Genomic DNA, 24,317 nt, shown 5'->3' with positions numbered 1-24,317 from the left:
TTTTTTTGTAATTTGCATTCGCTAAAAAATCAAATCATCAACCAAAATCATCAAAAAAATGAAGCGTTTCCTTCTGCTTTTTTTATTCTCAATTACAACTTCCCAGATTCATTCCCAGGAAAATCTGCCAACTGATTATCTTTCAAAAGAATTTCACAAAGGACGTCGTGAAGCTTTCAGAGCGCTAATGCCGGCCAATTCCGTAGCGCTTGTCTTTTCGTATCCGGAAAGAGTTTTTTCCAGAGATATCAATTACAATTTCCATCAGAATCCTGATTTGTATTATCTAACGGGCTATAAAGAACCCGATGCTGTTTTATTGATTTTCAAGGAAACGCAGGGAACCGGTGAAACGTACAATGAAGTGCTTTTTGTCCGTGAAAAAAATGCTGCCCGCGAAATGTGGACCGGAAGGCGCCTGGGCGTTGATGGTGCAAAATCTCAATTGGGAATCGCAACAGCCTACAACGGAAGCACTTTTAAAGATTTCGCTATTGATTTTAAAAAATTCGATAAAATAATTTACGATAAAATTCCAACTGATATTGGCAATGATAAAAGCGGAGCTGACTTGTCCGGTTTACTTCAGACTTTTAAAACCAAAGCCGGAATCACGAAAGAAGACGAGAGTTCATTAGAGTTATTCAGATCTATTACAAGTACACTTCGAGAAATAAAAACTCCAGAGGAATTGGTTTTAATGCGCAAGACCGTTAAACTTTCGTGTATTGCCCACAATGAGGTAATGAAAGCTGTCGGACCTGACATGAGCGAAAATGAAGCCGATGGAATTCATGCGTATATCCATAGAAGATATGGTGCCGAAGCGGAAGGTTATTCGCCAATAGTGGGTGCCGGTGCGAATGGTTGCATCTTACATTACGGAGAAAACAACAGTACTAAAATCGACAATCAATTGCTGCTAATGGATGTCGGGTCTGAATATCATGGGTATTCTGCCGATGTCACCAGAACCATTCCGGCAAATGGAAAATTTACAGCGGAACAAAAAGCCATTTATCAATTGGTTTACGATGCTCAGGAAGCCGTTTTTGCCATTTGTAAAGAAGGTACTCCTCTTTTGGAATTGAATAATAAAGCCAAAGAAGTTCTTGCAAACGGATTATTAAAACTGGGAATCATCAAAGACCTAAAAGAAGTAAGTCTTTACTATCCCCACGGATGCTCCCATTTTCTTGGCCTGGATGTTCATGACAAAGGAAATTTTAAAGGTCCGGAAAGTCTTTTAAAAGAAAACATGATCATCACTGTCGAGCCGGGAATTTATATTTCACCAAACAGTAAATGTGACAAAAAATGGTGGAACATTGGTGTACGTATCGAAGATGATATCTTAATCAAAAAAGATTCGTACGAAAATCTATCCATTGATTCCCCAAGAAAGTGGGACGAAATCGAAGCTTTAGCCAAGCAAAAAAGCACTTTTAATGAAATGAAATTTCCTAAAATATAGTTTGTTTTTTGCCACAGATTAAAGAATTTTCAGAGATCCTGATTCAATAATTTCTAAAAAAATCTTTTTAATCTTTTAATCTGTGGCTAAAAAATCACAAACTGAAAACTAATTTTCACGAACTTTGCTTTCTTAAAATACTTAAAAATGAAAGCACTTACCTTCTCTTCTTTTGGGGATTCTGATGTTTTAGAATATAGAGACATTCCAAATCCACAACTAAAAAACGATGAAATTTTAGTCGAAATGAAAGCCATCGGACTGAACTTCGCCGATGTTTACAGACGAAAGGGAAATTATCACTTAAAAGGTAACCCGCCTTTTATTGCAGGTTATGAAGGTGCCGGAATCGTAGTTGACGCGAATAATAATTCTGAATACAAAATCGGAGACCGTATCGCTTTCGCAGATGTTCCTTTTGCCAATGCAGAATTGGTCGCCGTTAATATCAATCATGTACTTCCTTTACCGGAAGCCATTTCTTTCGAAACTGCAGCTTCGATATTACTACAAGGCTTAACAGCGCATTATCTGGCTACAGACAGTCATAAAACCGCAAAAGGTGAAACGGTATTAATTCACGCTGTTGCTGGCGGAGTGGGTCAGTTTTTAACGCAGATCAGCAAACTTTTGGGTGCAAATGTTATTGGTTTGACCTCATCATCAGAAAAAGCAAAAGTCGCTCTTGAGCAAGGTGCCGATCATGTTTTTTTATATCAGGAAGACTGGAAATCAGCTCTTTTTAAAACAATCCCAAAAGGTGTTGATGTGGTGTATGACAGTATTGGAAGCACTTTAACAGAAAGTTTTGAAGTCACCAAAGAATGCGGACAGGTCGTTTTCTTCGGAATGGCCGGAGGCGATCCTGCTCCTGTAGATCCGAGAATGCTGATGGATACTTCCAAGACTTTAACCGGAGGTGATTTATGGAGTTATTTAAATTCTAAAGAAGAAAGAATCAAAAGAGCCAACCAGTTATTTAATTGGATTATAGAAGGAAAAATTACGCTTTCTACTCCAACTTCCTTTAAATTATCAGAAGGAAAACTGGCGCACGATTATCTGGAAAGCCGAAAAAGTACAGGGAAAATAATTTTGATTCCGTAAATAATAATCCGGGCGTGCCACCAATATAAAAAAGGGCTCAGTTTAGCATCGCTTAATCGCCCTTTTTTATATTGCTGTCGGGCTATCCGCGCTACTTCGGTAGCCTGCTCCTATCCCTCACGCGGAAAAAATTTTCAGTCTCAGTTTTCAGTCTCATTTTTTACAATGCAATTTTGTTATTCTAGGTAAAAGGTAAAAATTCAATTCACATTTTATAACCGATTCACCTCAATCTTTGTCAATTCAGATAATTCCAGAATTCTGTATACATCACTCTTATTGGCAACAAAAAACAGATAGTTGTCTCCATGCGTATCGTACGTCATTAATTCCAGATTATGTTTTTCTAAAGCAGACTGAATATAGGGAAACAAATCATGACTGTAGGTTTCCTCCGGATATTCGAAATTTAAATCTTCTCCTATCATTTCTGAAATAAAATACTCTGCGTCTTCGGGGTCGAATTTCCAGTCACTGTTCCAGCAATCGATACTTTCAAAAAAATCAAAATGACCTTCAACATCACGATATTCGTTTGTACCCTTTTTGTAATTTTTTAAAAGCTTTTTCGCTTGTTTCTGAAGCAACTTTTCTTCTACATTTCCTCTTGAAACCAGCTTAATAAATTCTTCAAAAGTTTTAACTGTAAGTTCAATTTCTTCTTGTAATAAATTATCCTCAGAAGGCAGAAGAATGGCTTCCGGTATTTCAATTTTCAAATACTGGCAAATTCCCTGCAAAACCCTTTCAAACTCCTTAAATCCAATGGTTTGAATTTCATTTTTAGGAGCATTGATATCAATATATTCCGTATCTAAAATTGCTTTTGTATAATCCAGAAAAAAATTATGGTTGTATAAAATCCTGATATCGTTTGTTTCCAGGCTATTGGTGCAGCAAAAGAAAACGATAAAATTATGCAAAACATGTTTCAGGTATTTTTTCATTTCCGGAGTTGGCTGCGTGTAAAACTGAATATGAATATAATCAAATTCTAATCCCTCCTCTATTTGTGCCTCAGAAACGGGACCAATATTAAGTTTTGCATATAATTCATTTAAGACTTCGTAGGCATTTTTAAAACCCGCTTTCTTGATTTCATTTTGCGCTTCTTCATAATCAAACGAACCCGGAAATGAATATAAATTCACTGAAACAGTTTCGTGAATTCCTTTCATTTTAAATTCAAATTTATTTTCGTTATTATACAAATATGCATAAACCGCATCCATAACATCAAAAGAAACGATTGATTTCGGGTCGTTATTTCTGCCAAACAAATTAGAAAAGAAGTTTTTCATAAAATTATCTTATTTTAAAGTTTCCGCAATCATCAGGGCACATTTTTCACCATCAATGGCTGCTGAGATAATTCCGCCTGCGTAACCTGCTCCTTCTCCGCACGGATACAAGCCTTTTATTTGCAAATGCTCATACGTAATAGGATCTCTCGGAATTCTAACCGGAGATGACGTCCTGCTTTCCGGTGCATGCAAAATCGCTTCATTGGTTAAATAACCACGCATTGACTTTCCGAATTCCTTAAAACCTTCGCGTAAAATCTGCGATAAGAATCCGGGGAAAACCTGTCCCATTTCTACCGAAGTGGTTCCGGGAACATAAGAAGTCTTAGGAATATCAGCTGAAACTTTATTCTGCGTAAAATCGATCATTCTTTGCGCCGGCACTTTTTGGCTTTCCCCGGCCAGATGCCATGCTTTTTGCTCGATACTTTTTTGAAATTCCATTCCGGCCAAAGCTCCAAATTTCTCGAAAGGTTTAAAATCTTCCAGTTTTAGTTCGATCACGATTCCGGAATTTGCCGTTGCCTGATCTCTTTTTGATGGTGACCAGCCGTTTGTAACCACTTCTCCCGGACTTGTTGCGCAGGGCGCAATTACACCCCCCGGGCACATACAAAACGAATACATGCCGCGTCCGTTCACTTGTTTTACAATAGAATAAGGTGCGGGAGGCAAATGTTCGCCGCGGTAATCACAGCTATATTGAATACTGTCTATTAATTCCTGTGAATGTTCTGCGCGAACACCCAACGCGAAAGGTTTTGCTTCGATAAAAATTTTCTTTCTGTCTAATAATTCAAAAATATCACGAGCAGAATGTCCCGTTGCCAGGATTAATTTATTCGCCTGAATCGTATCTCCGTTTTGGGTTACAACTCCTTCTACTTCATTATTTTTAACCAAAATATCGGCAACCCTGGTATCAAACAAAACCTGACCTCCAAATTCGATAATTTTGTTTCGAATGTCTTCGATGATTTTAGGCAATTTATTGGTTCCGATATGCGGATGTGCTTCTACTAAAATATCTTCCGAAGCGCCAAAAGCGACCAGAAGTTCTAAAATTCGGGTTACATCGCCGCGTTTTTTAGAACGTGTATATAATTTTCCGTCAGAATAGGTTCCTGCTCCGCCTTCGCCAAAACAATAATTGGAATCTTCGTTAACCAAATGATCTACATTTATAGCTTTCAGGTCACGACGGCGTCCGCGTACCTCTTTTCCGCGTTCCAATACAATTGGTTTCAATCCTAATTCTATCAATTGCAATGCAGCAAAAAGTCCGGCCGGGCCAGCTCCAACAACAATTACTTCCTGAGCTTTAGAAACGTCTTTATATTCAGGCAATTCTATTTTGGTTTCCTGAAAAGCTTCTCCTTTTAAATATATGATTACTTTCAAATTGATTTTTATCGCTTTTTGACGCGCATCAATCGATCGTTTCAGAATAGAAACATGTTGAATCTCCTGAGGGGAAACTTTTAACTGTTTAGACAAATGGTCGTGAAGCAGTAATTGGTTTGCAGCGATTTCGGGTGTTACCTGAAGTAAAAGTTCTCTTGGCATTGTATCTTATTTATGCTATTAGCTTTTCTTTCTATGAAAAGAACATGCAAAAATACTATTTTGAACTGAAACTATGTCTTTCGTGTGAAATTTGCACGCAGATTGGCACAGATCTAAACAGATTTTATACCTAACTTATCTTTGTACAGAACTTTGTTGCCCCACTAATTAATTTTGGACACAGATTATTATCATTAAAAAGATTTTAAAAAACGCTGCGTAAAAAGTTTCCGACTTCGCTCGAACTGAGAGGAAACAACATTAGTTTTTAATATAAAATCCATTTTCAAAATAGACTTTGTACCTTTGCACCTCACAACCTTTGTACCTTAAAAATAATGTCCAGAAAAATAAAATTAATTTGGGATTTTCGTGGTCCGGCCTCGGCAAAAACAGCGGAACATCATGAAATTCACTTGAAAGAATATATTGTTATCGAAAAACTTCCGTTGAATATTACGGGTTTTAAAGTAATAAATGAAATGCAGGCCATTGCTTTTATGGTTGTCACCGATGAAAATATGATTCCGGTAAGAGATGCTTTGAAACCGCATCGGGGCGAAGTATTTGAAGAGTAATTTAGGTCGCAGTCTCAGTTTTCAGTCTCAGTAAAAAACTGTAAACTATAAACTGAGACTGTTAACTTTTTTAATTGGCAACCTCGCTAATAAACTTAATACGCATCAAGCGCAATTCATCAATATCATAATCACCATCGAATTCTTTCAGGGCGTCTTCGATTTTATCGGATTCTGATTCCATGAAATAATCGTGAATTTCTTCCTGCTGATCATCATCAAGCATATCATCCACCCAATATTTGATATTTAGTTTGGTTCCGGCGTATACAATTTGCTCCATTTCTTTAATCAGAGTATCCATTGTAAGTCCTTTGGCAGAAGCAATATCTTTCAGTGATAGTTTTCGATCTATATTCTGAATGATATATAATTTATTGGCTGAATTTACTCCGGTAGATTTTACTACTAAGTCATCGGGACGAATGATATCATTATCTTCTACATAACGATTAATCAGGGTAATAAAATCACCTCCGTATTTTTTCGCTTTTCCTTCACCAACTCCGTGGATGTTGTATAATTCGGTTAAGCTAATCGGATATTTCAGTGCCATATCTTCAAGAGAAGGATCCTGAAAGACAACAAATGGAGGAACTCCGAGTTTTTTGGCTACTTTTTTTCGCAGCTCGCGTAACATTCCCATCAAAACTTCATCGGCAGTACCGGATGATTTAGATGCCGTTACGATTGCTTCATCTTCAGACTCATTGTACTCGTGGTCTTCCGACATCATAAAGGAAACCGGGCTTTTAATAAAATCCAGTCCTGCTTCAGTGATTTTTATGATTCCGTACGTTTCGATATCTTTAGATAAATAACCGGTTACGAGAACCTGCCTTAATAAGGCCATCCAATATTTCTCATCATGATCAGAACCTTTACCGAAGAAAGATTGTGTATCTGTTTTATGCGCTTTAATTACGGCGTTGATACGGCCGATTAAAGTGAATACGATTTCTTTTGATTTATAAATATGCTTGGTATCGCGAACAATCTCCAGCAGTTTAACCACCTGATCTTTGGCTTCAATACGGGTTTTAGGATTTCGAACGTTGTCGTCCATATCGGCACCTTCCCCAGCTTCGCCGTCAAATTCTTCACCGAAATAATGCAACAGGAACTTTCTTCTTGACATGGAAGTTTCGGCGTAAGCCACTACTTCCTGCAATAAGGCAAAGCCAATTTCCTGTTCTGCAACCGGTTTTCCTGACATGAATTTTTCCAGCTTTTCTACATCTTTATAAGAGTAATACGCCAGACAATGTCCTTCTCCTCCATCACGGCCTGCACGACCTGTTTCCTGATAATAACTTTCCAGTGATTTTGGAATATCATGATGAATGACGAAACGAACGTCCGGTTTATCAATTCCCATTCCGAAAGCGATGGTTGCCACAACTACATCTACATCTTCCATCAGAAACATATCCTGATGTTTCGCACGTGTTTTAGCATCTAAACCTGCGTGATACGGAACGGCACTAATTCCGTTTACCTGTAAAACTTCGGCTATGGATTCTACTTTTTTGCGGCTTAAGCAGTAAATAATTCCTGATTTGCCTTTCTGTTGTTTGATGAACCGAATAATATCCGATTCTATATTTTTAGTTTTTGTACGAACTTCGTAGTATAAATTGGGTCTGTTAAAGGATGCTTTGAAGGTATTCGCATCAGACATGTCAAGATTTTTAAGAATATCTTCCTGAACTTTTGGTGTTGCAGTGGCCGTAAGACCTATAATAGGTACCTGACCTAATTGTTTGATTATGTTTTTCAGATTCCTGTATTCCGGCCTGAAATCATGCCCCCATTCCGAGATACAATGTGCTTCATCAATCGCAACAAATGAAATGGGCACGCTTTGCAAAAAAGTAACATACTCTTCTTTTGTTAAAGATTCCGGTGCTACATATAAAAGTTTGGTCAGACCGGAAGTTATATCTTTTTTTACCTGTGCAATTTCCGTTTTGGTGAGGGAGGAATTCAGCACGTGTGCAATTCCGTTTTCTGAAGAAAGGCTTCGAATTGCATCGACCTGATTTTTCATCAAAGCAATCAAAGGGGAAACAACAATAGCCGTTCCATCCTGAATTAAAGCGGGTAATTGATAACAAAGAGACTTTCCACCGCCTGTAGGCATAATAACGAAAGTGTTCGTCTTACCTAAGATACTTGTAATGACTTGCTCCTGCAAGCCCTTAAATTGGCTAAAGCCGAAATACTTCTTTAATTCCTTGTGTATTTCAATTTCGTTTGAATTCATTCTTTATGTTAATGGTAATTTGTATAAATTTGCAACACATAAAGATACAACTTTCTTTTATACATACAAATTTTAAATATTCTGTTTTGATCACAAAAGAAAATATATTAGCCATAGCAAAAAAAACAATACTCTCTGAAAGTGAAGCAATTACAAAGCTAATTGATTTTTTGGACGAAAATTTTTACGAAGCAACCCAACGCATATACGAAACTAAAGGCCGACTGATCGTTACCGGCATAGGAAAAAGCGCCATTATTGCGCAAAAAATGGTCGCTACTTTTAATTCAACCGGGACACCTTCTATGTTTTTACACGCCTCAGAAGCGATTCATGGTGATTTGGGAATGATACAAAGCGAAGATATTATAATCTGCATTTCCAAAAGTGGAAACAGCCCTGAAATAAAGGTATTAGTTCCGCTATTAAAACGTTTTGGAAATACTTTAATTGCAATCACCGGCAACATAACTTCATTTCTGGCAAAAGGTTCTGACTATGTTTTAAACACTACTGTTGACATGGAAGCGTGCCCAATCAATTTAGCACCAACAAACAGTACTACGGCACAGCTTGTAATGGGAGATGCTCTTGCCGTTTGCTTAATGGAAATGCGCGATTTCAAACCGGAAGATTTTGCGGTATATCACCCTGGCGGGGCTTTGGGAAAAAAACTATTGCTTCGTGTAAAAGATATGATTGAACATTCGTTAAAACCGATGGTTGCTCCTGAAACATCAGTTAAAAAAGTTATATTTGAGATATCCGAAAAGAGATTAGGTGTAACCGCCGTAATAGAAAACGATAAAATAATCGGCATTATTACCGATGGGGATATCCGAAGAATGTTGAACGACAGAGATACAATTGCTGATTTAACCGCTAGAGATATTATGACTAAAAACCCAAAACTAGTATCCTCTGATACTATGGCAGTAGAGGCCTTAAACATTCTGGAAGATTTTTCGATAACCCAATTGATTGTTTCCGATAACGGAACCTACAGAGGCGTTTTACATTTACATGACATATTAAAAGAGGGAATCGTATAATGGCAAAGAAAAATCTAAACGAAATGTCGTTTTTAGATCATCTTGAAGAATTAAGATGGTTATTGGTTAGAAGCACAATTGCAATTTGCATCATGGCATTTGTCACTTATTTTATAAGTGATTATTTATTTGATCAAATTATTTTAGGACCTATAAGACCTACTTTTTTTACCTACGTATGGTTTTGTGATTTATCACATCAACTGGGGTTTGCCGACAGCATTTGTATTACCGAATTGAATTTTATCATTCAGAATACTGAAATGGAAGGACAGGTTAATATTTTTGTCTGGATGTGTATTCTCGCCGGATTCATTTTGAGTTTCCCTTATATCTTATGGGAACTTTGGAAATTTATAAGCCCGGCTTTGTATGAGAAAGAAAGAAAAAATGCCAAAGTGTTTATTTTCACTTCTTCACTACTTTTCTTTTTAGGCGTCTTATTCGGTTATTATATCGTAATACCAATGTCTGTGAATTTCGTTGCTACTTTTTCCGTGAGTGATGTAGTAAAGAATCAATTTACACTGGAATCTTATATGGGAATGGTGAAGACCAGTGTTCTGGCCAGCGGATTGTTTTTCGAATTGCCTATTATTATTTATTTCTTAACGAAACTAGGTTTAGTAACACCTGTTTTCTTAAGGAAATATTGGAAATATGCTGTAATCATCATTTTGATTATCGCCGCCATTGTCACCCCTCCGGACGTTGTGAGCCAAACGATTGTAGCAATACCTATGCTGATTATTTATGAGGTGAGTATCCTGATTTCAAGGATTGTTTATAAAAATAAAATGAAAGAAAATGTCTGATATCATTCAAGAATTTAACGACTATCGTTCTAAAATGAACGAAAAATTACTAGCTGACAATAATAAAATTGTAAAGAGAATCTTCAATCTTGACACTAACGCTTATGCACCGGGAGCTCTTGATGTAAAAACAAAGGAGCTTTTAGGATTAGTGGCATCGGCTGTTTTGCGTTGTGACGACTGCGTAAAATACCATTTAGAGACCAGCCATAAAGAAGGCGTTACAAAAGAAGAAATGATGGAAGCAATGGGAATCGCAACTTTGGTTGGAGGAACAATTGTAATTCCGCATTTACGCAGAGCGTATGAATTCTGGGAAGCTTTAGAAGAAGCTGCTGCTAATTAGAAAATTAGATAATTAGTCAATTAGATAATTTCAACTCAAAATGTTAATTTACTTAATTGATTCATTATTTTACTTTTAATTTGTCTCTCCTAATTTACTTATAAATTAAATTGAGCTAATTTTTCAATTATCTCATTATCAAATTACCTAATTATCTAATTGAACAAATGAAATTAAGAGCCGATAATTTAATCAAAACCTACAAAGGCCGAAGTGTTGTAAAAGGAATTTCCGTTGAAGTAAACCAGGGAGAAATCGTTGGTCTACTAGGCCCGAACGGTGCCGGAAAAACGACTTCATTTTACATGATTGTAGGATTGGTAAAACCAAATCAGGGGAATATTTTTCTCGATGATTTAAATATTACCGATTATCCTATGTACAAACGTGCGCAACAGGGAATTGGTTATCTGGCACAGGAAGCTTCTGTTTTTAGAAAATTAAGTATCGAAGATAATATTCTAAGCGTTTTGCAACTGACCAAACTTTCTAAAGAAGAGCAAATTGCAAAAATGGAAAGTTTAATTGAAGAATTCAGCTTAGAACACATTCGCACCAACCGCGGTGATTTACTTTCGGGAGGAGAACGCCGTCGTACCGAAATTGCACGTGCACTGGCTACTGATCCAAAGTTTATTTTACTGGACGAGCCTTTTGCAGGAGTTGACCCGGTTGCTGTCGAGGATATCCAGCGAATTGTAGCACAATTGAAAAACAAAAACATCGGAATTCTTATTACCGATCACAACGTACAGGAAACTTTAGCGATTACGGACAAAACCTACTTAATGTTTGAAGGGGGAATCCTGAAAGCCGGAATTCCCGAAGAACTGGTTGAAGATGAAATGGTTCGCCGTGTTTATCTTGGACAAAACTTCGAATTGCGTAAGAAGAAACTGGAGTTCTAAAATAAGTCACAGGTTTCAGTCTCAGTATTCAGTCTCCGTTAACAGACTGAATACTGAAAACTCAATCAACGGTTATAAACTGCAATTGCTGTAAATCTCCGTTGTAAATATTTACATCGACTGTATGCTCAATTCCGGGTACTGTTGCTTTTTCTGTAAACTGCCAGAATAGCCAGTCGTCTTCGATTTTTTCTCTGTAGAAATTATAGTTGGCAATCCAAAACAAATATTCTCCAAATTCATCTTTCAGGAAATCAGCATAATATCTTTCTCCTGTATAGATTATCGGACGTACTTTATAATGATTTTCTACTTTCAGCAACCAGCGTTTCAATCCTTTCTTAAGACTGTCCAGCGATTGATTTTTTGGTAATCTTTCGATATCCAGAACTGGCGGCAAATCGCCTTTTTCCAATTTTACTGTTTTAATAAAAAGATCGGCCTGTTCGATAGAATTTTCATTTGGACGGTAATAATGATAAGCGCCACGAATCATTTTATTTTCTTTGGCACCCATCCAGTTTCGCTTAAACTGAAAATCTTTTCTGTCCCTGCCCACGGTTGCTCTGATAAACACAAAATCTATTGGATATTTCTGCTCTAAAGTATCTACATACGACCAGCTGATTTTTCCCTGATATTCGGATACATCCAAACCGATAGATTTTCCCTCATGTTTCGCGAGAACCTGAAAATTTCGCACATCGGAAAGTCGCTTGTCTTCTATTTCTTTTTCGGAAAGTTTTTCGGTTTTAAAACCTAAGTAATAGGCTAATCCTCTGCGATAATGATAAACACCTCCGAGGAAAAGGCCAATAAAAACAATCAGAGTAAGGTATCGAAAAAATTTACCAATCGAGAAGCCAGAGCTCGTTTTTCGATTATAATTTTGTTTTCTTGTAACAGGTTTTCTTTTCATTCAACAAAAAACTATTTTTTCAAGAACTTATTATTTACTACCGACAATAACACATAAAAAGCAATGATAACAGGAACTGCGATGTAATGAAGCCATACTAACAAAATCAAAGAAATCAGTAAAAATGACATTTGTAATGCATTATCCTTAAAATTAAACTTCTTAATTTTTAACGAAAATAAAGGAATTTCAGCATTTAGGATATAAGCACTAACCAATGTAATAAGAAGCAGAACCCACTGGTTTGTTAAAATTTCAAGTACCATTAGTGAATCAGAAAATTCTATAACCAAAGGCAGGCTTAAAATAAACAAAGCATTTGCCGGTGTTGGCAAACCAATAAAAGAATCTGTCTGACGTGTATCGATATTAAAATTAGCCAGTCTGTAGCAGGAACCCAGGGTAACAATGAATCCTAAAAACGGAATGAAGGCATTTGTACCCAATTCGTGTCCGCTGTTAGAAAATAAACTGAACATAACATAACCCGGTACTACCCCACTGGTCACCATATCAGCCAAAGAGTCTAATTGCAGCCCAAGGGGACTGGAAACTTTAAACAATCTGGCAAAAAATCCATCAAAAAAATCAAAAAATATACCCAGACAAACCATGTAAAAAGCCATTAAATAATTGGCTTCAGAAACATAAACAACTGCTATGCAACCACAAAAAAGATTGATTAATGTAATTAAATTAGGAATGTGTTTTTTAATATTCATTTTTATAAATTTTGATAATCGTGAGCAACAAATTTAGCACAATAAGTGAATCTAAAATATCTTTTTTAAGGAGTTTTTTATCCAAAATTCTGACTTTCGCAATATTTATCAAAATCAATAAATTTAGATGCGTAAAATATTATATTTTTGGTAAAAATTAAAACAGACTCCGGTTTACAAAAAAATATCCGTTGAAGAAACTTTTCGCGCTTTTATTATTATGGAGTTGTACCGCACAATATGCGCAGACTGTTCGAAAATATTCGAATGAGTTTATGAATATTGGTGTTGATGCTGCTGCCCTCGGAATGTCCAGCGCCGTTGTTGCCTCGACAAATGATGTAAATTCCGTTTATTGGAATCCTGCCGGCCTGACGCATCTTGAAGATCATCAGATTTCGCTGATGCACGCTAATTATTTTGCCAACATCGCGCAGTATGATTACATAGGATATGCAAGTCCGATTGATGACAGAAGTGCCTGGGGAATTTCGATGATTCGTTTTGGCGTGGATGATATTTTAGATACCACCGAACTAATCGACAATCAGGGAAATATTGATTACAACCGAATTAGTCTTTTTTCAACTGCTGATTATGGCTTTACCTTTTCATACGCCAGAAAATTACCAGTAGAAGGGTTTCAATATGGTGTAAATGCAAAAGTGATTCGTCGTATCATTGGAAAGTTTGCCAATTCCTGGGGATTTGGTTTTGATTTTGGACTTCAATTCGAAAAAAACGACTGGAAATTTGGTTTGATGCTCCGCGATATTACAACCACTTATAATGTCTGGAATATTGATGAGGAGGAATATAAAAAAATATCCAATGCTATTCCGGGAGAAAATAATGAATTACCGGAAAGTACCGAGATCACTTTACCAAAAGCACAGTTAGGCGTATCGAGAAAAATTGAATTCCATAATGATTACAGCCTTTTGGTGGCCACAAACCTAAACATGCGTTTTGAACAGGCGAACGATATTATTTCATCTAAAGTGGTGAGTATAGATCCTGCAGTGGGTTTTGAATTTGGCTATACTGACTTGGTATTTTTAAGAGCGGGAGCAGGGAATTTTCAGAATGTGACTCAATTAGACAACACTGAAAAAATAAATTTTCAACCCAATATTGGTTTGGGTTTCAAATACAAAGGCATTCAGGTAGATTATGCCTTAACCGATTTGGGCAATCAAAGTACTGCTTTGTACTCCAATATTTTTTCATTAAAAGTAGATTTAGGTATCTTTAGATAATAATTATAGACCATTGGACTTCTTAAAATTTTAAATCATGAAAAAAGTAATTTTCAGAATAATATTTTTTACTTTATTGTTATTAAGTTTTAATAGTGGTTTCAGCCAAAACTTACCCTTATCCAAAGAAGCAAAAATAAGCGTTATTACGTGTGGTCTGGGCAACGAAAGCTATTCGTATTTTGGACATACTGCTATTCGCGTAGCAGATCCGGTAAATAACATTGATGTTGTTTATAATTATGGGAATTTTGATTTCAGGACGCCTAATTTCGTTGCAAAGTTTGCAAAAGGGGACTTACAATATTTTGTAAGTGCGCGCCCGTTTACTGAATTTCTAAGTGATTATACTTCCGAAAGAAGAAGTGTTTATGAGCAGGAATTGCTTATTTCTCCTGATTTAAAACAAATTCTTTTTGATAAATTAAACTCCACCCTGTTTTCTGAAGATCGTTATTACACTTATAAATTTATTGACAAGAACTGTACCTCGATGGTAGTAGATATCATCAATGCCTCTTTAGGCCAGAATATACTGGTAAAGAAAGGAAACACGGACATCACTTACAGATCGATTTTATATCCTTACTTTGACGGGCATTTTTATGAAAAATTAGGGACGAGTATTATTTTCGGAACAAAAGTGGATCAATTAGGAACAAAAATATTCTTACCTTTTGAGTTAAAGAACAGTTTGGAAAAAACTACTTTCCAAAATCAGCCATTTGTAAGCACCAGTAAAACTCTTTTAAGTTTCGAAAAAGAAATGCCCTCCTCCTGGTGGAATAATGTGTACACGTATCTTTTTATCCTGGGCTTTGTTGTTTTAGCACATAATAAAATAGTAGATAAAATCTATCTTTTGATTCTGTCCCTAATAGGAATATTTTTTATTATTGTCGGATTTTATTCTCTTCACCTGGAACTGTCGATGAATTACAACACGCTTTTATTCAGTCCTTTTTTACTGATCCTGATTTTTCTTTCCATCGCCAAAAACAAAAGATGGACGTATCGATTTGCTGTTTTACATTTAATTTTCCTGGTCGTTTATGCCGTTTTCATGATTAATAAGGCACACTTTTTAATTGTCCTGCCAATGATAATCACGAGTGGTTTTGTTCTCGTACGAGTAGCGATTCGAAACAAAAAACGTATTCCGATTATTATTTAAATTATTGTCCGCGATAGAATACAATTGTTGTGATCGTTTTAAAAGTAATACTCACGTCCAGAAAAATACTTCTGTGCTTGATGTAATACAAATCATACTGCAGTTTTATCAGGCTTTCTTCTATAGATTCACCATAAGAATAATTGACTTGCGCCCAGCCTGTTAGACCTGGCTTTATCACGTGTCTTGTTTCATAAAAAGGCATTCTTTGCGCAATTTCCTCAACAAAGAAAGGACGCTCCGGCCTTGGGCCAATTACAGCCATATCTCCAATAATAACATTAAAGAATTGAGGTAATTCATCTATTCTGGATTTACGCATAAATTTTCCAAACGGAGTAATTCGTTTATCATTTGAAGTTGCAAAAACAACTCCGTCAGCTTCCGAATTTTCAACCATTGTTCTAAACTTATAGATTTTAAAAACAACTCCGTTTTTGCCGACTCTATCCTGGGTGTAAAACAGGCTTCCTTTATTCCCGATAGCATTTCCAATAAAAATAAAAGAAATAAGGGCAAAGCAGATTATTAAGCCAATGAATGAAAACAAGAATTCAATAAAACGAACTAAAAACAGGTATAATTTATTATTATTGCTTCGGCTAAAAGGGAAAAACCGATAAAAATCCCTTGAAATATAGTGTACCGGAATGCGTTGTGTTTTACTTTCGTAAACTTGTGTATATTCCCTGATTACGTTTCCGGATTCTAATAAATGTAATAGTTTCTGATACAAATCTGTTGTAATTCCATCAGTATTCTGAGAAGCAATTACAATTTCCGAAATGTTATTTTTTGAAACGAAAACTTCCAGATCTTCCTTTTTGATTTCTTTTACATAATGAAAATCAAGATTTTCATTAGAAATGGAGTCAGAGTTTACAAAGCCCGCTATTTTATAATGCGGATCTACATTTTCAAGTCCTAAAACCAATTCTTCAACCTGGTCCTGATCGCATATTAAAACCACGTTCTGGATAAATCGGTGAGAAGCTAAGAAATAGACATACAGATATCGCCAGAGTAATAGTGAAAAAAGAACAGCAAAATAAAATATAACAATTGCGATTCTGTGTTTGGGCAATTCGGGTGATAAAACCGGCGTCAGCAGATAAAAAATTACGGTTGTGCTTACGGTAAAGATGGTGCTTTTAAGAATTTGAAACTGATTGCTGGCCACCTGTAAATTATACATTTCGAAAATGGATCCGAACATGTATAGGTAGAAAATCAATACAATCTCCCAATAATAATTGGCACTTGAAAATATAAAGTATTTAAAATCAGTAGTTACACTCAGTAAAAAGAGTGTTCCTAAGACAAATACTGCATCTAATATATGAAGCAGTACTTTCCGTTCCGATATCTCGAAATGAATTTTTTTATTTAAAAACATTAGTTCTACGGTTTAATTTGGGGTAATTAACTCGAAGCAAATGTATTATAAAAAAAAGGATTTAATCAAGTGAATTTTCAGGTTTTTCGGGAATATTAATTTGGACTGAAAGAAGTGCCAAAGCATAAATAAATGCAGGAGCAGCCAGTCTCATCGCTGCATGATTAATCGTCAACAGCCAAAAAGCCAAAAAAGAGAGGGCAAATATATTTTGGCGGTTATTCACAAATAACAATAAAGGAGTAAATAACAGAATCATCAGATCGATTATACCCAAAGTTCCGTGTTCAGCCATCATTCTTGTGATCTCGTTATGAGACGCAGCTTCGATTCCTGTTTCTTCTTCTCTGATTTCTTTATTTCTCCCAACGCCCACTCCTAAGATTGGATTGTCTAAAAACATTTGAAATTCAGAAGCAATAAGTACTTCCCTACCGGATAATTTACTTTTTTTGTCTCGTCCCAAGGCATCCTGATTGGCGTATCTTTTATTGATCAGTCCGCTGGTTTGTATCGAAGAATATCCCCAAACCCCTATTCCTGCCACGAAGGTGAGAATAATTATAAATCCAACTTTAGATCTGGCCTTAGAATTTCCCTGATTATACAATACGATTAAAAGCAAAATGATCATTAACACACCTGTCATCACACCACCTCTTGAAAATGTAACAATTCCCCGAAAAGCAAATACGAGAACAAGGAAACCATTAACCATGAGGAGGAATTTATTTTTGGAGTTTAATAACATTTGTGCAAAAAAGATAAAAATTCCCAATCCCAGAATAGTCGAGACCTGATTGGGTCCGAATCCTCCTGAAGTGGCAAAATTAGAATCCGTTCCCCTAACAACATCCTTTACACTTGGTGAATACAAAAAGAGATAAACCACAATAGAAACTAAGGGCAGCGCTAAGGCCGTTACAACCGATTTTAGTCTCTCGAAAGTTATTTTTCTTTCATAACAATAAATAGCAGAAATCCCCAGACAAACCGGACCTGAAATATTAAAGACAATCGCTTTTCTGATATCAGTATCAATGTTTAGAGAAAAAACAGATAAAATTACGCTTGGAATAAGTAATATAAAAAATATCCAATAGATAAAGGCCCTGTTCGAAAACCCGGAATAAACAATACCTGTAAACATAAAAATCATAACAGCATACTTACCAAATTCATTTAGAATTGCGCCATTGGTCATCCTCAAAAGTACCTCTGCAGTAATAACATAGGCCGACATTATCAGCACTTCATTATTTCTATTTTTATTTTTTATTACGTACAGAAGTCCAAAAACAAAAATCGATAACGTATATATTTTTGAAATAAAAGGCACCACAAAAACCAACAAGCCAATTACAACATGTATGATGAGAAGATATATATAGGGCTGTTTTAGATTTTTCATTATTTCTTAATTGGTTTCCGGAGAACAAAATTAGGTGAAGATTGCAACCAAAACACATATTTTTTCAATATAGTTTCTTCACTATAATCCAACAGGATTTTTTTATTCAGATTCAATCCCATTTCCTTTCTTAATTCCTCTTGTTCTATCAGGATTTGAATCGCTTCGATAAATTGACTGCTATTATTTGATTCAATAATTTTTCCTTCTTTTTCGGAAGTAATTACTTTTGAAATTTCTCCCACATTTGTTGCCACAACATGCAGTTTGTACAAACCATATTCCAAAACTGCCAAAGGAAGACCTTCTGAAAAAGACGGCAGAACCGCAATATCACATTGTTCCAGAGCACTGCCCACATTTTTTACCGCGCCATAAAAAAAAACGGTATCCTGAAGTTTCAATTCCACGACCATCTCATTTAATTGCTCAGCATAAGAGTCCTTAAAATCTTTGCCAAACAAATGAAAACTCCAATCCTGAAATTTATCTCTGATTAAGCTGGCTGTCTTTAGCAGTAATACATGATTTTTCTGGGGACGTAAGTTCGCTACACAAATTATTCTCTTTCCTTCCGATCCAAATAAAGCTAATTTTTCATTTAAATGTACTGATTGCTCTATAAAATTCGGGAGGTAGATTATATTGGAACAGAACAAATAAGAAGCTGCCCAATTTTGTAATGCTGTATTTACTGAAATAATGCCTTTAAAAAAAAGTGACCCCAATTTCAGGCTTATGTTCTTTCTTAACGTTAAGTCCTGAGAAATTCCATAATGATCGTGCCAGATGATTTTTACTCCGGGAAGGGTTAATTTTACTAAAACGGCACTAAAAAAAGAAGAACTATGCGCGTGGATAATGTCAATTTTGTTTTTCTTCAGGTACTTTCTCAATTTAAAAATAGCATTTAGATCAATGCTCTTTTTTTTCTTTAGAAAAAGATAAGACACTTGTTCATCAATCTGGCCTAAAAGCAACCCTTCTTTTCGGGTTGCAATTAATCCCGAAAAAGTATATTTTTTAGCTAAAGCATTCGCATAATTCACCGCCATTCTCTCTGCTCCGCCTGTTTCTAAGGAATCAATAAGCTGTACAATTCTCATTTTGCTAATAACTTTTTAATTTCCGTTTCAAAAACATCTGTCGTGTAATTCTGCGACCATTCTATTGACTGCCTGCTTTTGGAAAAGAAATCATTTTCATTTTGGAGTATTTTGTCCAGTTGAACTATATCTTTTTCTAAATTCATATCCAGCAGGACACCTCTGTTTCCGTAATCCAGCATAAAAGGCACACAGGAAACTTTGGTAGCCAGAGGAACACATCCCCAGAACATTCCTTCGGCTATTGCTTTCGGCCAGCCTTCACTTTTGGATGGCAGGACTACAAAATGGCTTTTTTTATATGCTTTTTTTACAACTTCCTGGTTTTGATTTCCATGCAATAAAACAGACTGTTCTAATTGGTTTTCTTTAATGTATTGAAGTAAAACTTCTCTTTCAGCTCCTTCTCCATATAAATTTAAAACGGCTTTTTTCCCTTTTTTAGTTAAGTGTTCGGCTAACTGAATGGCATATAATGGATTTTTACCTTTAACTAAACTTCCGACGAAAATCAATTCTATAACGGGATCGAATCCCGGTTTTTCAATGTTTTCTTTCTCAGATTCTGAATAGGTTGCTGTAAAAAATGGTTTTATATTTTTAGATTGGTTTTCCCAGTCACCATATACCAAAACCTGCATATTTTTGGTTAAAAAAGTATTGTTTAAAATATATTTCTGCAAACGATAGGCCCACGGCTGTTGGCTTTTTGAATCCCAATTGCCTGCATATTTGGCTGTTTTTATTTTATTTGGAAATAAAATCTGCACCAGGCAGCCTAACAAACCGATATTCCCCGGGCAGCGCAGATGAATGTGGTCAGCAGCCTGCATTGCCTTAAAAATTCTCCACGATACCAAAGGTAAATAAAGAAGGCTTTTTAAAACACCAAGAGGTGTAGTTAATGCCAAAGCAGGAACTTCCTGAAAATCAATCTTTGAATGTTGGTAAGGCAAGTCAATTTTATCGACTTTATTTTTAAGCAAAGGAGCAACAATGGTAACGGTATCTACATATTTAAACCAGATATTCATCTCCCATACATAAGGGCCGTAACCCATTAAATGAGAATGCTCTTTTTTATGCAGAACATGAGTGATGATCGTAAAGTTCATAGGTTTAATGCTTTTTTTCGGTGGATCGAAACGATTTTTTAAATACTATTCTGAATGCGTCTGGTTTTCTTAATTACTTCCGATTATTTTTTTCATTTTTGCCCTATAGCTATCGATTCCGAATTTTTCTGTAAAGGTCTTTCTTGCGTTAATTCCCATCTCATATTGATTCTCAAAACTATTTTCTACCCTTTCAAAAAGCAGCACCATTTCGGCTATAGTCGGCGTAAACTGAAAACAATCCAACCCGTCTTGTAATTCCGTAGAAAGTCCTGTAGCATTTGAAATCAATAAAGGGGTCTGATTCATCATTGATTCTAAACCAACTGTGGGTAAATTATCAAATTTAGATGGTATAACCGTGTAATGACTCTGATTTAAATAGGCATCAATTTTATCGTATGACAACGCCCCTACAAAATTGATATTGGGATTAGTACCAATTAATTCCTCAATTTGATCGTTTTGACTGCCACTACCGGCAATATTCAAAATAATTTTTGACGCCTGAAACTTATTTTTATATTGTAAAAAAGCATTAATCAAATCAATAACCCCTTTTGAAGGTTCCAGTCGTCCTAAATAAGAGACTACAATAGCAGCTGAATTTAGAGCACTTTTTATCTCAAACCTGTCTTTCATCGGATTTACTACCTTTATCCCTTTAGAACAATCAAAATAGCGTTCCAGATCTTCTTTAGCTAAATCTGAAGGACAGATTACGTGATCTGCAAACCATTTATAAAGGAGTTTCTTTCTGTATTTTTTAAAATTTCTTTTTAAGGCTGAACTCGAAACATCCTGCTGAATCTGATTTGACAAGGTGTGATAGTACGGGAATGTTTTGACCTTCCCAAACGAAAGTACTTTTGATACTATTGTGGTTATATTCACATTTACAAAATGACTGATCACGACAGTTGGTTTGTATCTGAGATAGAGTCCGGCAAACCAAAGTGCATCCTTAAATTTCACCGGCCTGTTTTCTGTTGGCCACGAATAAACAGACAATTCTCCTTTTTCTATAGTTTCTTTAAACGGTTCACTGAAAAATGGCTTGTGCGAAATAAATACAACTTTATTGCCCTGACCTGCCAGATGGCGAGCTAAGGAATAACTCATAAAAGCGAATGAACTTTCGGTATAATTATGTGCTATTAAAATTGTTTTCATTTTATTTCTTAACTAAATTTTCCATTTTAAAATTATTTTTAATTTGGTACGAACCTTTTGGAATGAGGACTTTTTTAAATCTATGAATTCAAAAGGATTTACATGTTATAAAAATCAATATTTTGAAAAACAATATTCTCTAAACCGTATTTTTCAAGTACGACCTGCCTCGCCGTTTTCCCCATTTCTATTACTTTTTCCCTGTTTGCAAAAATCCAGATAATCTTTTCGGCTATATCTGCAGGGCTATGCGGATCACATAACAATCCTGTTTTATAATTCTCTATTGTTTCAGGTCCCGGGCCTAATTGGGTAAAAACAACCGCTTTTTCCATCGCCATTGCTTCCGGGGCGACCAAACCCTGGGTTTCCATATGAGAGGGAAACACACATACAGAAGCACCTGCATATACGTTCGGAATTTCAGTATACGGAACAGATCCGTGAAAATGAATATGACTTGCGATTTCTGCTAACCGGGGTAACTCTTTTTCCTTAAGCAACTGTGTGTAAGAAGTGCCGTCGGGAAAAAACCAGTCTCTTCCGTATATTTCTAAAGTTGCGTCCGGATATTCTTTTTTAACTAATGGAAAGGCCTGTATTAACTGTCGAATTCCTTTCTTTTCGCACACAGTGCCTACAAAAACAATTTTAGAGGCAGGAATCTCTTTTATAATTGGCTGAAATAATGCTGTATTTATTGGATTATAAATGTAACTCACCGGTTTGTCATTATAACTTAAATACTTTTCAGTGTGGCTTTTTACATATTGGGAGATGGCAATAAAAGCATCGCTGTTTTTAAAAGATCGTTTTTCCTGAAATCCTTTCCATTTATTGACTTTCCTGTTTTCGCTTTCAGCAAAAAAATGATGGCCTCCATGAAGTCTGATGATGTATTTAATATTTTTTATTTTTTTAATAAATGCAAGACCCAGCTCAGAAGCTTCAACAATAGTGATAGGATAGTCTTTATGAATTTCCTTTATCTTTTTATTAATAGCCTTAAAATTAAAATACCAGGAAATCATTTTTACATTGCTTCGTTTCAAACGATAAATACGAACGCCATCTACCGTTTCTGTCTCATCATTTAAAGTATAATTGATACCAATTACAGAAACCTGAATGCCTTTTTTAACCAGTGCCACAGCTAAAGTCTTCACAAAACTTCCTATTCCGCCATGAGGAAACCCTTCTTTCGGATATTCATTTGTTAAGAAGCAAATATGCATTTTAATTGGCTTTAATAGTTTCCCTTATTTTCATCGAGGCATTTTTATAATCTTCCAGTACAATCTTCTTCCATTCCATCATCGCTGTGCTGCAATTCTTTTGAAGCGTTAGCTTTTCGACAATTTCATGTTTGTGGTTCAGCCAGATAACTACCTCTTTATCAGGCATGCTTTTAAAATGCTGAAATTGATAAATGGTTTTCACGGACCATTCTTTTATATTTTTGACTGGCTGATCGTAATTGATAAAAACGCAAGGTTTATTAAACATGGCAAAGTCAAAGGCCATGGTAGAACCAACATTTACAACGATGTCCGAATAAAAAGCGGTGCTGATCAGCAATTTCACATCTTCAATTGACGGATAAACCGTGTTCCATTCGTTTGCCGTATTAAAATACCACAAAGGGGCGGCTTCTTTTATAAGATCTGAATACTTATTGATAACCGATTCGTATCTGCCCGAAAAATCTACCGGACATCTTCTAAACAAAATTTGATACTCGTCCTGCAGATTGGCTTTTGTCAGTTCTTCAGCCATATCATTCAGATAAGCGGGATCATCGGGAGAGGTTTTAGTATCGTCACCGGAGAAACAAATTATCTTTTTATTCAGGTCTAAGTTGTATGTCTTAAAAAACGTTTCTTTGTTGATGATGTTTTTTTCATCTTCATAAAACTCGAACTGGGAAGTTCCTGTAATATGAATGTTTTCCGATGGGATTTCGGGATAATACAGTTCCAGTTCCTTTTTCATATAATCCGACCAGACCAAATAATGATCTGCCCGTAAAGCCATTCGGGCTTTGGGTAAATTATCCCAGGAATAAATCACTGTTGCCGTTTTTATTCCCAAATCAGCCGCAACTGCAAATATGCCTGCTACTTTTAAGGCCCGCTGATGGGAGCAGAAAACAACCTTGGGTTTTACTTTTTCTAAAATTTCTTTTACCTCATCATAAAAAGGATTCTGACGAATTGCTTTCTGGTATTTTTCTTCTAATTTTAAAATAGTCGAATATTTCCTGAAAAACGGAGCTGTTGTCTCCATTAATTTATAAAAAAACTTTTTTGAAAATGTCTTTTGGCTCCAGTTCCAATTGGTCAGCAACGAGGGGTTTTTTACTTTTTGAGTATTGTAATACAGCCTCGAAAGACAAATCAATTCTCTTAAAAATTTCTCCTTTACTGATTCTTTGTAAGCAGGAATCGTAATTTCATCATCAATGGCCACATTAGTTTTGATCGCATTTACAGTCTCCGGATCAAAATTATGAAACAGCACCAAATCCTCCTCCATGTCTTTAAAAACAGTAGAATACAGATAGTTTCTAATTCCGACTCCATCTGGAAAGAGCAATAAAATTTTATCTTTCTCCATTCAAAAATTT

21 protein-coding genes are annotated in these 24,317 nt (G+C 35.8%); 9 read left to right on the top strand and 12 right to left on the bottom strand.

Going from position 1 to position 24,317, the window contains the following annotated elements; translation table 11 throughout:
• Positions 1-58 precede the first annotated feature (58 nt).
• Positions 59-1,474: an aminopeptidase P N-terminal domain-containing protein gene (locus tag HAV12_RS04490; RefSeq protein ID WP_171568662.1), complete on the top strand. Its 1,416-nt coding sequence runs from the start codon at positions 59-61 to the stop codon at positions 1,472-1,474.
• Between the two features lie 147 nt (positions 1,475-1,621).
• Positions 1,622-2,581: a quinone oxidoreductase gene (locus tag HAV12_RS04485; RefSeq protein WP_171568661.1), complete on the top strand. Its 960-nt coding sequence runs from the start codon at positions 1,622-1,624 to the stop codon at positions 2,579-2,581.
• A 212-nt stretch (positions 2,582-2,793) separates the two neighbouring features.
• Here HAV12_RS04485 and HAV12_RS04480 read toward each other — a convergent pair whose 3' ends face one another.
• Positions 2,794-3,882 (bottom strand): hypothetical protein, encoded by a 1,089-nt coding sequence (locus HAV12_RS04480; protein ID WP_171568660.1) that lies wholly within the window; start codon positions 3,880-3,882, stop codon positions 2,794-2,796.
• 9 nt (positions 3,883-3,891) lie between these two features.
• Positions 3,892-5,451: an NAD(P)/FAD-dependent oxidoreductase gene (locus HAV12_RS04475; RefSeq protein ID WP_171568659.1), complete on the bottom strand. Its 1,560-nt coding sequence runs from the start codon at positions 5,449-5,451 to the stop codon at positions 3,892-3,894.
• Positions 5,452-5,789: 338 nt separating this feature from the next.
• Here HAV12_RS04475 and HAV12_RS04470 point away from each other — a divergent pair, with 338 nt between their 5' ends.
• Complete coding sequence (locus HAV12_RS04470) at positions 5,790-6,029, top strand: hypothetical protein (protein ID WP_171568658.1); 240 nt, start codon at positions 5,790-5,792, stop codon at positions 6,027-6,029.
• Positions 6,030-6,099: 70 nt separating this feature from the next.
• Here the strand turns inward: HAV12_RS04470 and recQ are convergent, their stop codons facing one another.
• Positions 6,100-8,295, bottom strand: coding sequence for a DNA helicase RecQ (gene recQ, locus HAV12_RS04465; RefSeq protein ID WP_171568657.1), 2,196 nt, complete (start codon positions 8,293-8,295; stop codon positions 6,100-6,102).
• Positions 8,296-8,381: 86 nt separating this feature from the next.
• Between recQ and HAV12_RS04460 the strand changes: the two genes are divergently transcribed.
• The 4 genes from HAV12_RS04460 to lptB all read left to right on the top strand — a co-directional run bounded on the left by HAV12_RS04460 (position 8,382) and on the right by lptB (position 11,416).
• The gene (locus tag HAV12_RS04460) at positions 8,382-9,347 is read left to right on the top strand and encodes an SIS domain-containing protein (RefSeq protein ID WP_162304649.1); all 966 of its coding nucleotides are present in this window, start codon (positions 8,382-8,384) and stop codon (positions 9,345-9,347) included.
• Entirely contained in the window at positions 9,347-10,162 is an 816-nt protein-coding gene (gene tatC, locus HAV12_RS04455) for a twin-arginine translocase subunit TatC (protein ID WP_171568656.1), read from the top strand. Before HAV12_RS04460 ends, tatC begins: the two co-directional genes overlap by 1 nt.
• A complete protein-coding gene (locus HAV12_RS04450) occupies positions 10,155-10,508 on the top strand; it encodes a carboxymuconolactone decarboxylase family protein (RefSeq protein WP_132036428.1) in 354 nt (117 codons plus the stop codon). The genes tatC and HAV12_RS04450 overlap by 8 nt, the downstream gene beginning before the upstream one ends.
• Before the next feature lie 167 nt (positions 10,509-10,675).
• Complete coding sequence (lptB, locus tag HAV12_RS04445; protein ID WP_132036427.1) at positions 10,676-11,416, top strand: LPS export ABC transporter ATP-binding protein; 741 nt, start codon at positions 10,676-10,678, stop codon at positions 11,414-11,416.
• A gap of 61 nt (positions 11,417-11,477) precedes the next feature.
• Here the strand turns inward: lptB and HAV12_RS04440 are convergent, their stop codons facing one another.
• Together HAV12_RS04440 and HAV12_RS04435 are read right to left on the bottom strand one after the other, a co-directional pair.
• Positions 11,478-12,335, bottom strand: a complete 858-nt coding sequence (locus tag HAV12_RS04440) for a glycoside hydrolase family 25 protein (RefSeq protein ID WP_171568655.1) — start codon at positions 12,333-12,335, stop codon at positions 11,478-11,480.
• Positions 12,336-12,346: 11 nt separating this feature from the next.
• Positions 12,347-13,057: a phosphatidylcholine/phosphatidylserine synthase gene (locus HAV12_RS04435; protein WP_171568654.1), complete on the bottom strand. Its 711-nt coding sequence runs from the start codon at positions 13,055-13,057 to the stop codon at positions 12,347-12,349.
• A 275-nt stretch (positions 13,058-13,332) separates the two neighbouring features.
• Here HAV12_RS04435 and HAV12_RS04430 point away from each other — a divergent pair, with 275 nt between their 5' ends.
• The gene (locus tag HAV12_RS04430; protein WP_171571626.1) at positions 13,333-14,316 is read left to right on the top strand and encodes a PorV/PorQ family protein; all 984 of its coding nucleotides are present in this window, start codon (positions 13,333-13,335) and stop codon (positions 14,314-14,316) included.
• A 37-nt stretch (positions 14,317-14,353) separates the two neighbouring features.
• A complete protein-coding gene (locus tag HAV12_RS04425) occupies positions 14,354-15,490 on the top strand; it encodes a DUF4105 domain-containing protein (protein ID WP_171568653.1) in 1,137 nt (378 codons plus the stop codon).
• A gap of 1 nt (position 15,491) precedes the next feature.
• Here HAV12_RS04425 and HAV12_RS04420 read toward each other — a convergent pair whose 3' ends face one another.
• From HAV12_RS04420 to HAV12_RS04390, 7 genes are all read right to left on the bottom strand, one after another.
• Entirely contained in the window at positions 15,492-16,886 is a 1,395-nt protein-coding gene (locus HAV12_RS04420) for a sugar transferase (RefSeq protein WP_171568652.1), read from the bottom strand.
• Between the two features lie 61 nt (positions 16,887-16,947).
• Positions 16,948-18,297: an O-antigen ligase gene (locus HAV12_RS04415; protein WP_171568651.1), complete on the bottom strand. Its 1,350-nt coding sequence runs from the start codon at positions 18,295-18,297 to the stop codon at positions 16,948-16,950.
• The gene (locus tag HAV12_RS04410; protein WP_171568650.1) at positions 18,297-19,403 is read right to left on the bottom strand and encodes a glycosyltransferase; all 1,107 of its coding nucleotides are present in this window, start codon (positions 19,401-19,403) and stop codon (positions 18,297-18,299) included. Before HAV12_RS04410 ends, HAV12_RS04415 begins: the two co-directional genes overlap by 1 nt.
• Positions 19,400-20,518 carry a glycosyltransferase gene (locus HAV12_RS04405; RefSeq protein ID WP_171568649.1) on the bottom strand — a complete coding sequence of 373 codons (1,119 nt, stop codon included), beginning with the start codon at positions 20,516-20,518 and terminating at the stop codon, positions 19,400-19,402. Before HAV12_RS04405 ends, HAV12_RS04410 begins: the two co-directional genes overlap by 4 nt.
• Positions 20,519-20,587: 69 nt before the next feature.
• On the bottom strand, positions 20,588-21,691 hold the full coding sequence (locus HAV12_RS04400) for a glycosyltransferase family 4 protein (RefSeq protein WP_171568648.1): 1,104 nt from the start codon (positions 21,689-21,691) through the stop codon (positions 20,588-20,590).
• Positions 21,692-21,789: 98 nt separating this feature from the next.
• Positions 21,790-22,926 carry a glycosyltransferase family 4 protein gene (locus HAV12_RS04395; protein ID WP_171568647.1) on the bottom strand — a complete coding sequence of 379 codons (1,137 nt, stop codon included), beginning with the start codon at positions 22,924-22,926 and terminating at the stop codon, positions 21,790-21,792.
• A 1-nt stretch (position 22,927) separates the two neighbouring features.
• Positions 22,928-24,307: a UDP-glycosyltransferase gene (locus HAV12_RS04390; RefSeq protein WP_171568646.1), complete on the bottom strand. Its 1,380-nt coding sequence runs from the start codon at positions 24,305-24,307 to the stop codon at positions 22,928-22,930.
• Between the last annotated feature and the right edge of the window lie 10 nt (positions 24,308-24,317).

This window comes from Flavobacterium sp. CLA17, from assembly GCF_013112255.2.
Taxonomy (GTDB): Bacteria; Bacteroidota; Bacteroidia; order Flavobacteriales; family Flavobacteriaceae; genus Flavobacterium; species Flavobacterium circumlabens.
This window is presented reverse-complemented; position numbering and strand designations above follow the sequence as displayed.

What these genes read in the sequence shown, in the direction of transcription:
- recQ (WP_171568657.1), bottom strand. Translation starts at nt 8,295, where the DNA reads ATGAATTCAAACGAAATTGAAATACACAAGGAATTAAAGAAGTATTTC.
- HAV12_RS04410 (WP_171568650.1), bottom strand. Translation starts at nt 19,403, where the DNA reads ATGAGAATTGTACAGCTTATTGATTCCTTAGAAACAGGCGGAGCAGAG.
- HAV12_RS04450 (WP_132036428.1), top strand. Translation starts at nt 10,155, where the DNA reads ATGTCTGATATCATTCAAGAATTTAACGACTATCGTTCTAAAATGAAC.
- HAV12_RS04490 (WP_171568662.1), top strand. Translation starts at nt 59, where the DNA reads ATGAAGCGTTTCCTTCTGCTTTTTTTATTCTCAATTACAACTTCCCAG.
- HAV12_RS04440 (WP_171568655.1), bottom strand. Translation starts at nt 12,335, where the DNA reads ATGAAAAGAAAACCTGTTACAAGAAAACAAAATTATAATCGAAAAACG.
- HAV12_RS04480 (WP_171568660.1), bottom strand. Translation starts at nt 3,882, where the DNA reads ATGAAAAACTTCTTTTCTAATTTGTTTGGCAGAAATAACGACCCGAAA.
- HAV12_RS04435 (WP_171568654.1), bottom strand. Translation starts at nt 13,057, where the DNA reads ATGAATATTAAAAAACACATTCCTAATTTAATTACATTAATCAATCTT.
- tatC (WP_171568656.1), top strand. Translation starts at nt 9,347, where the DNA reads ATGGCAAAGAAAAATCTAAACGAAATGTCGTTTTTAGATCATCTTGAA.
- HAV12_RS04395 (WP_171568647.1), bottom strand. Translation starts at nt 22,926, where the DNA reads ATGCATATTTGCTTCTTAACAAATGAATATCCGAAAGAAGGGTTTCCT.
- HAV12_RS04390 (WP_171568646.1), bottom strand. Translation starts at nt 24,307, where the DNA reads ATGGAGAAAGATAAAATTTTATTGCTCTTTCCAGATGGAGTCGGAATT.
- HAV12_RS04400 (WP_171568648.1), bottom strand. Translation starts at nt 21,691, where the DNA reads ATGAAAACAATTTTAATAGCACATAATTATACCGAAAGTTCATTCGCT.
- lptB (WP_132036427.1), top strand. Translation starts at nt 10,676, where the DNA reads ATGAAATTAAGAGCCGATAATTTAATCAAAACCTACAAAGGCCGAAGT.
- HAV12_RS04430 (WP_171571626.1), top strand. Translation starts at nt 13,333, where the DNA reads ATGAATATTGGTGTTGATGCTGCTGCCCTCGGAATGTCCAGCGCCGTT.
- HAV12_RS04475 (WP_171568659.1), bottom strand. Translation starts at nt 5,451, where the DNA reads ATGCCAAGAGAACTTTTACTTCAGGTAACACCCGAAATCGCTGCAAAC.
- HAV12_RS04415 (WP_171568651.1), bottom strand. Translation starts at nt 18,297, where the DNA reads ATGAAAAATCTAAAACAGCCCTATATATATCTTCTCATCATACATGTT.
- HAV12_RS04485 (WP_171568661.1), top strand. Translation starts at nt 1,622, where the DNA reads ATGAAAGCACTTACCTTCTCTTCTTTTGGGGATTCTGATGTTTTAGAA.
- HAV12_RS04470 (WP_171568658.1), top strand. Translation starts at nt 5,790, where the DNA reads ATGTCCAGAAAAATAAAATTAATTTGGGATTTTCGTGGTCCGGCCTCG.
- HAV12_RS04405 (WP_171568649.1), bottom strand. Translation starts at nt 20,518, where the DNA reads ATGAACTTTACGATCATCACTCATGTTCTGCATAAAAAAGAGCATTCT.
- HAV12_RS04420 (WP_171568652.1), bottom strand. Translation starts at nt 16,886, where the DNA reads ATGTTTTTAAATAAAAAAATTCATTTCGAGATATCGGAACGGAAAGTA.
- HAV12_RS04425 (WP_171568653.1), top strand. Translation starts at nt 14,354, where the DNA reads ATGAAAAAAGTAATTTTCAGAATAATATTTTTTACTTTATTGTTATTA.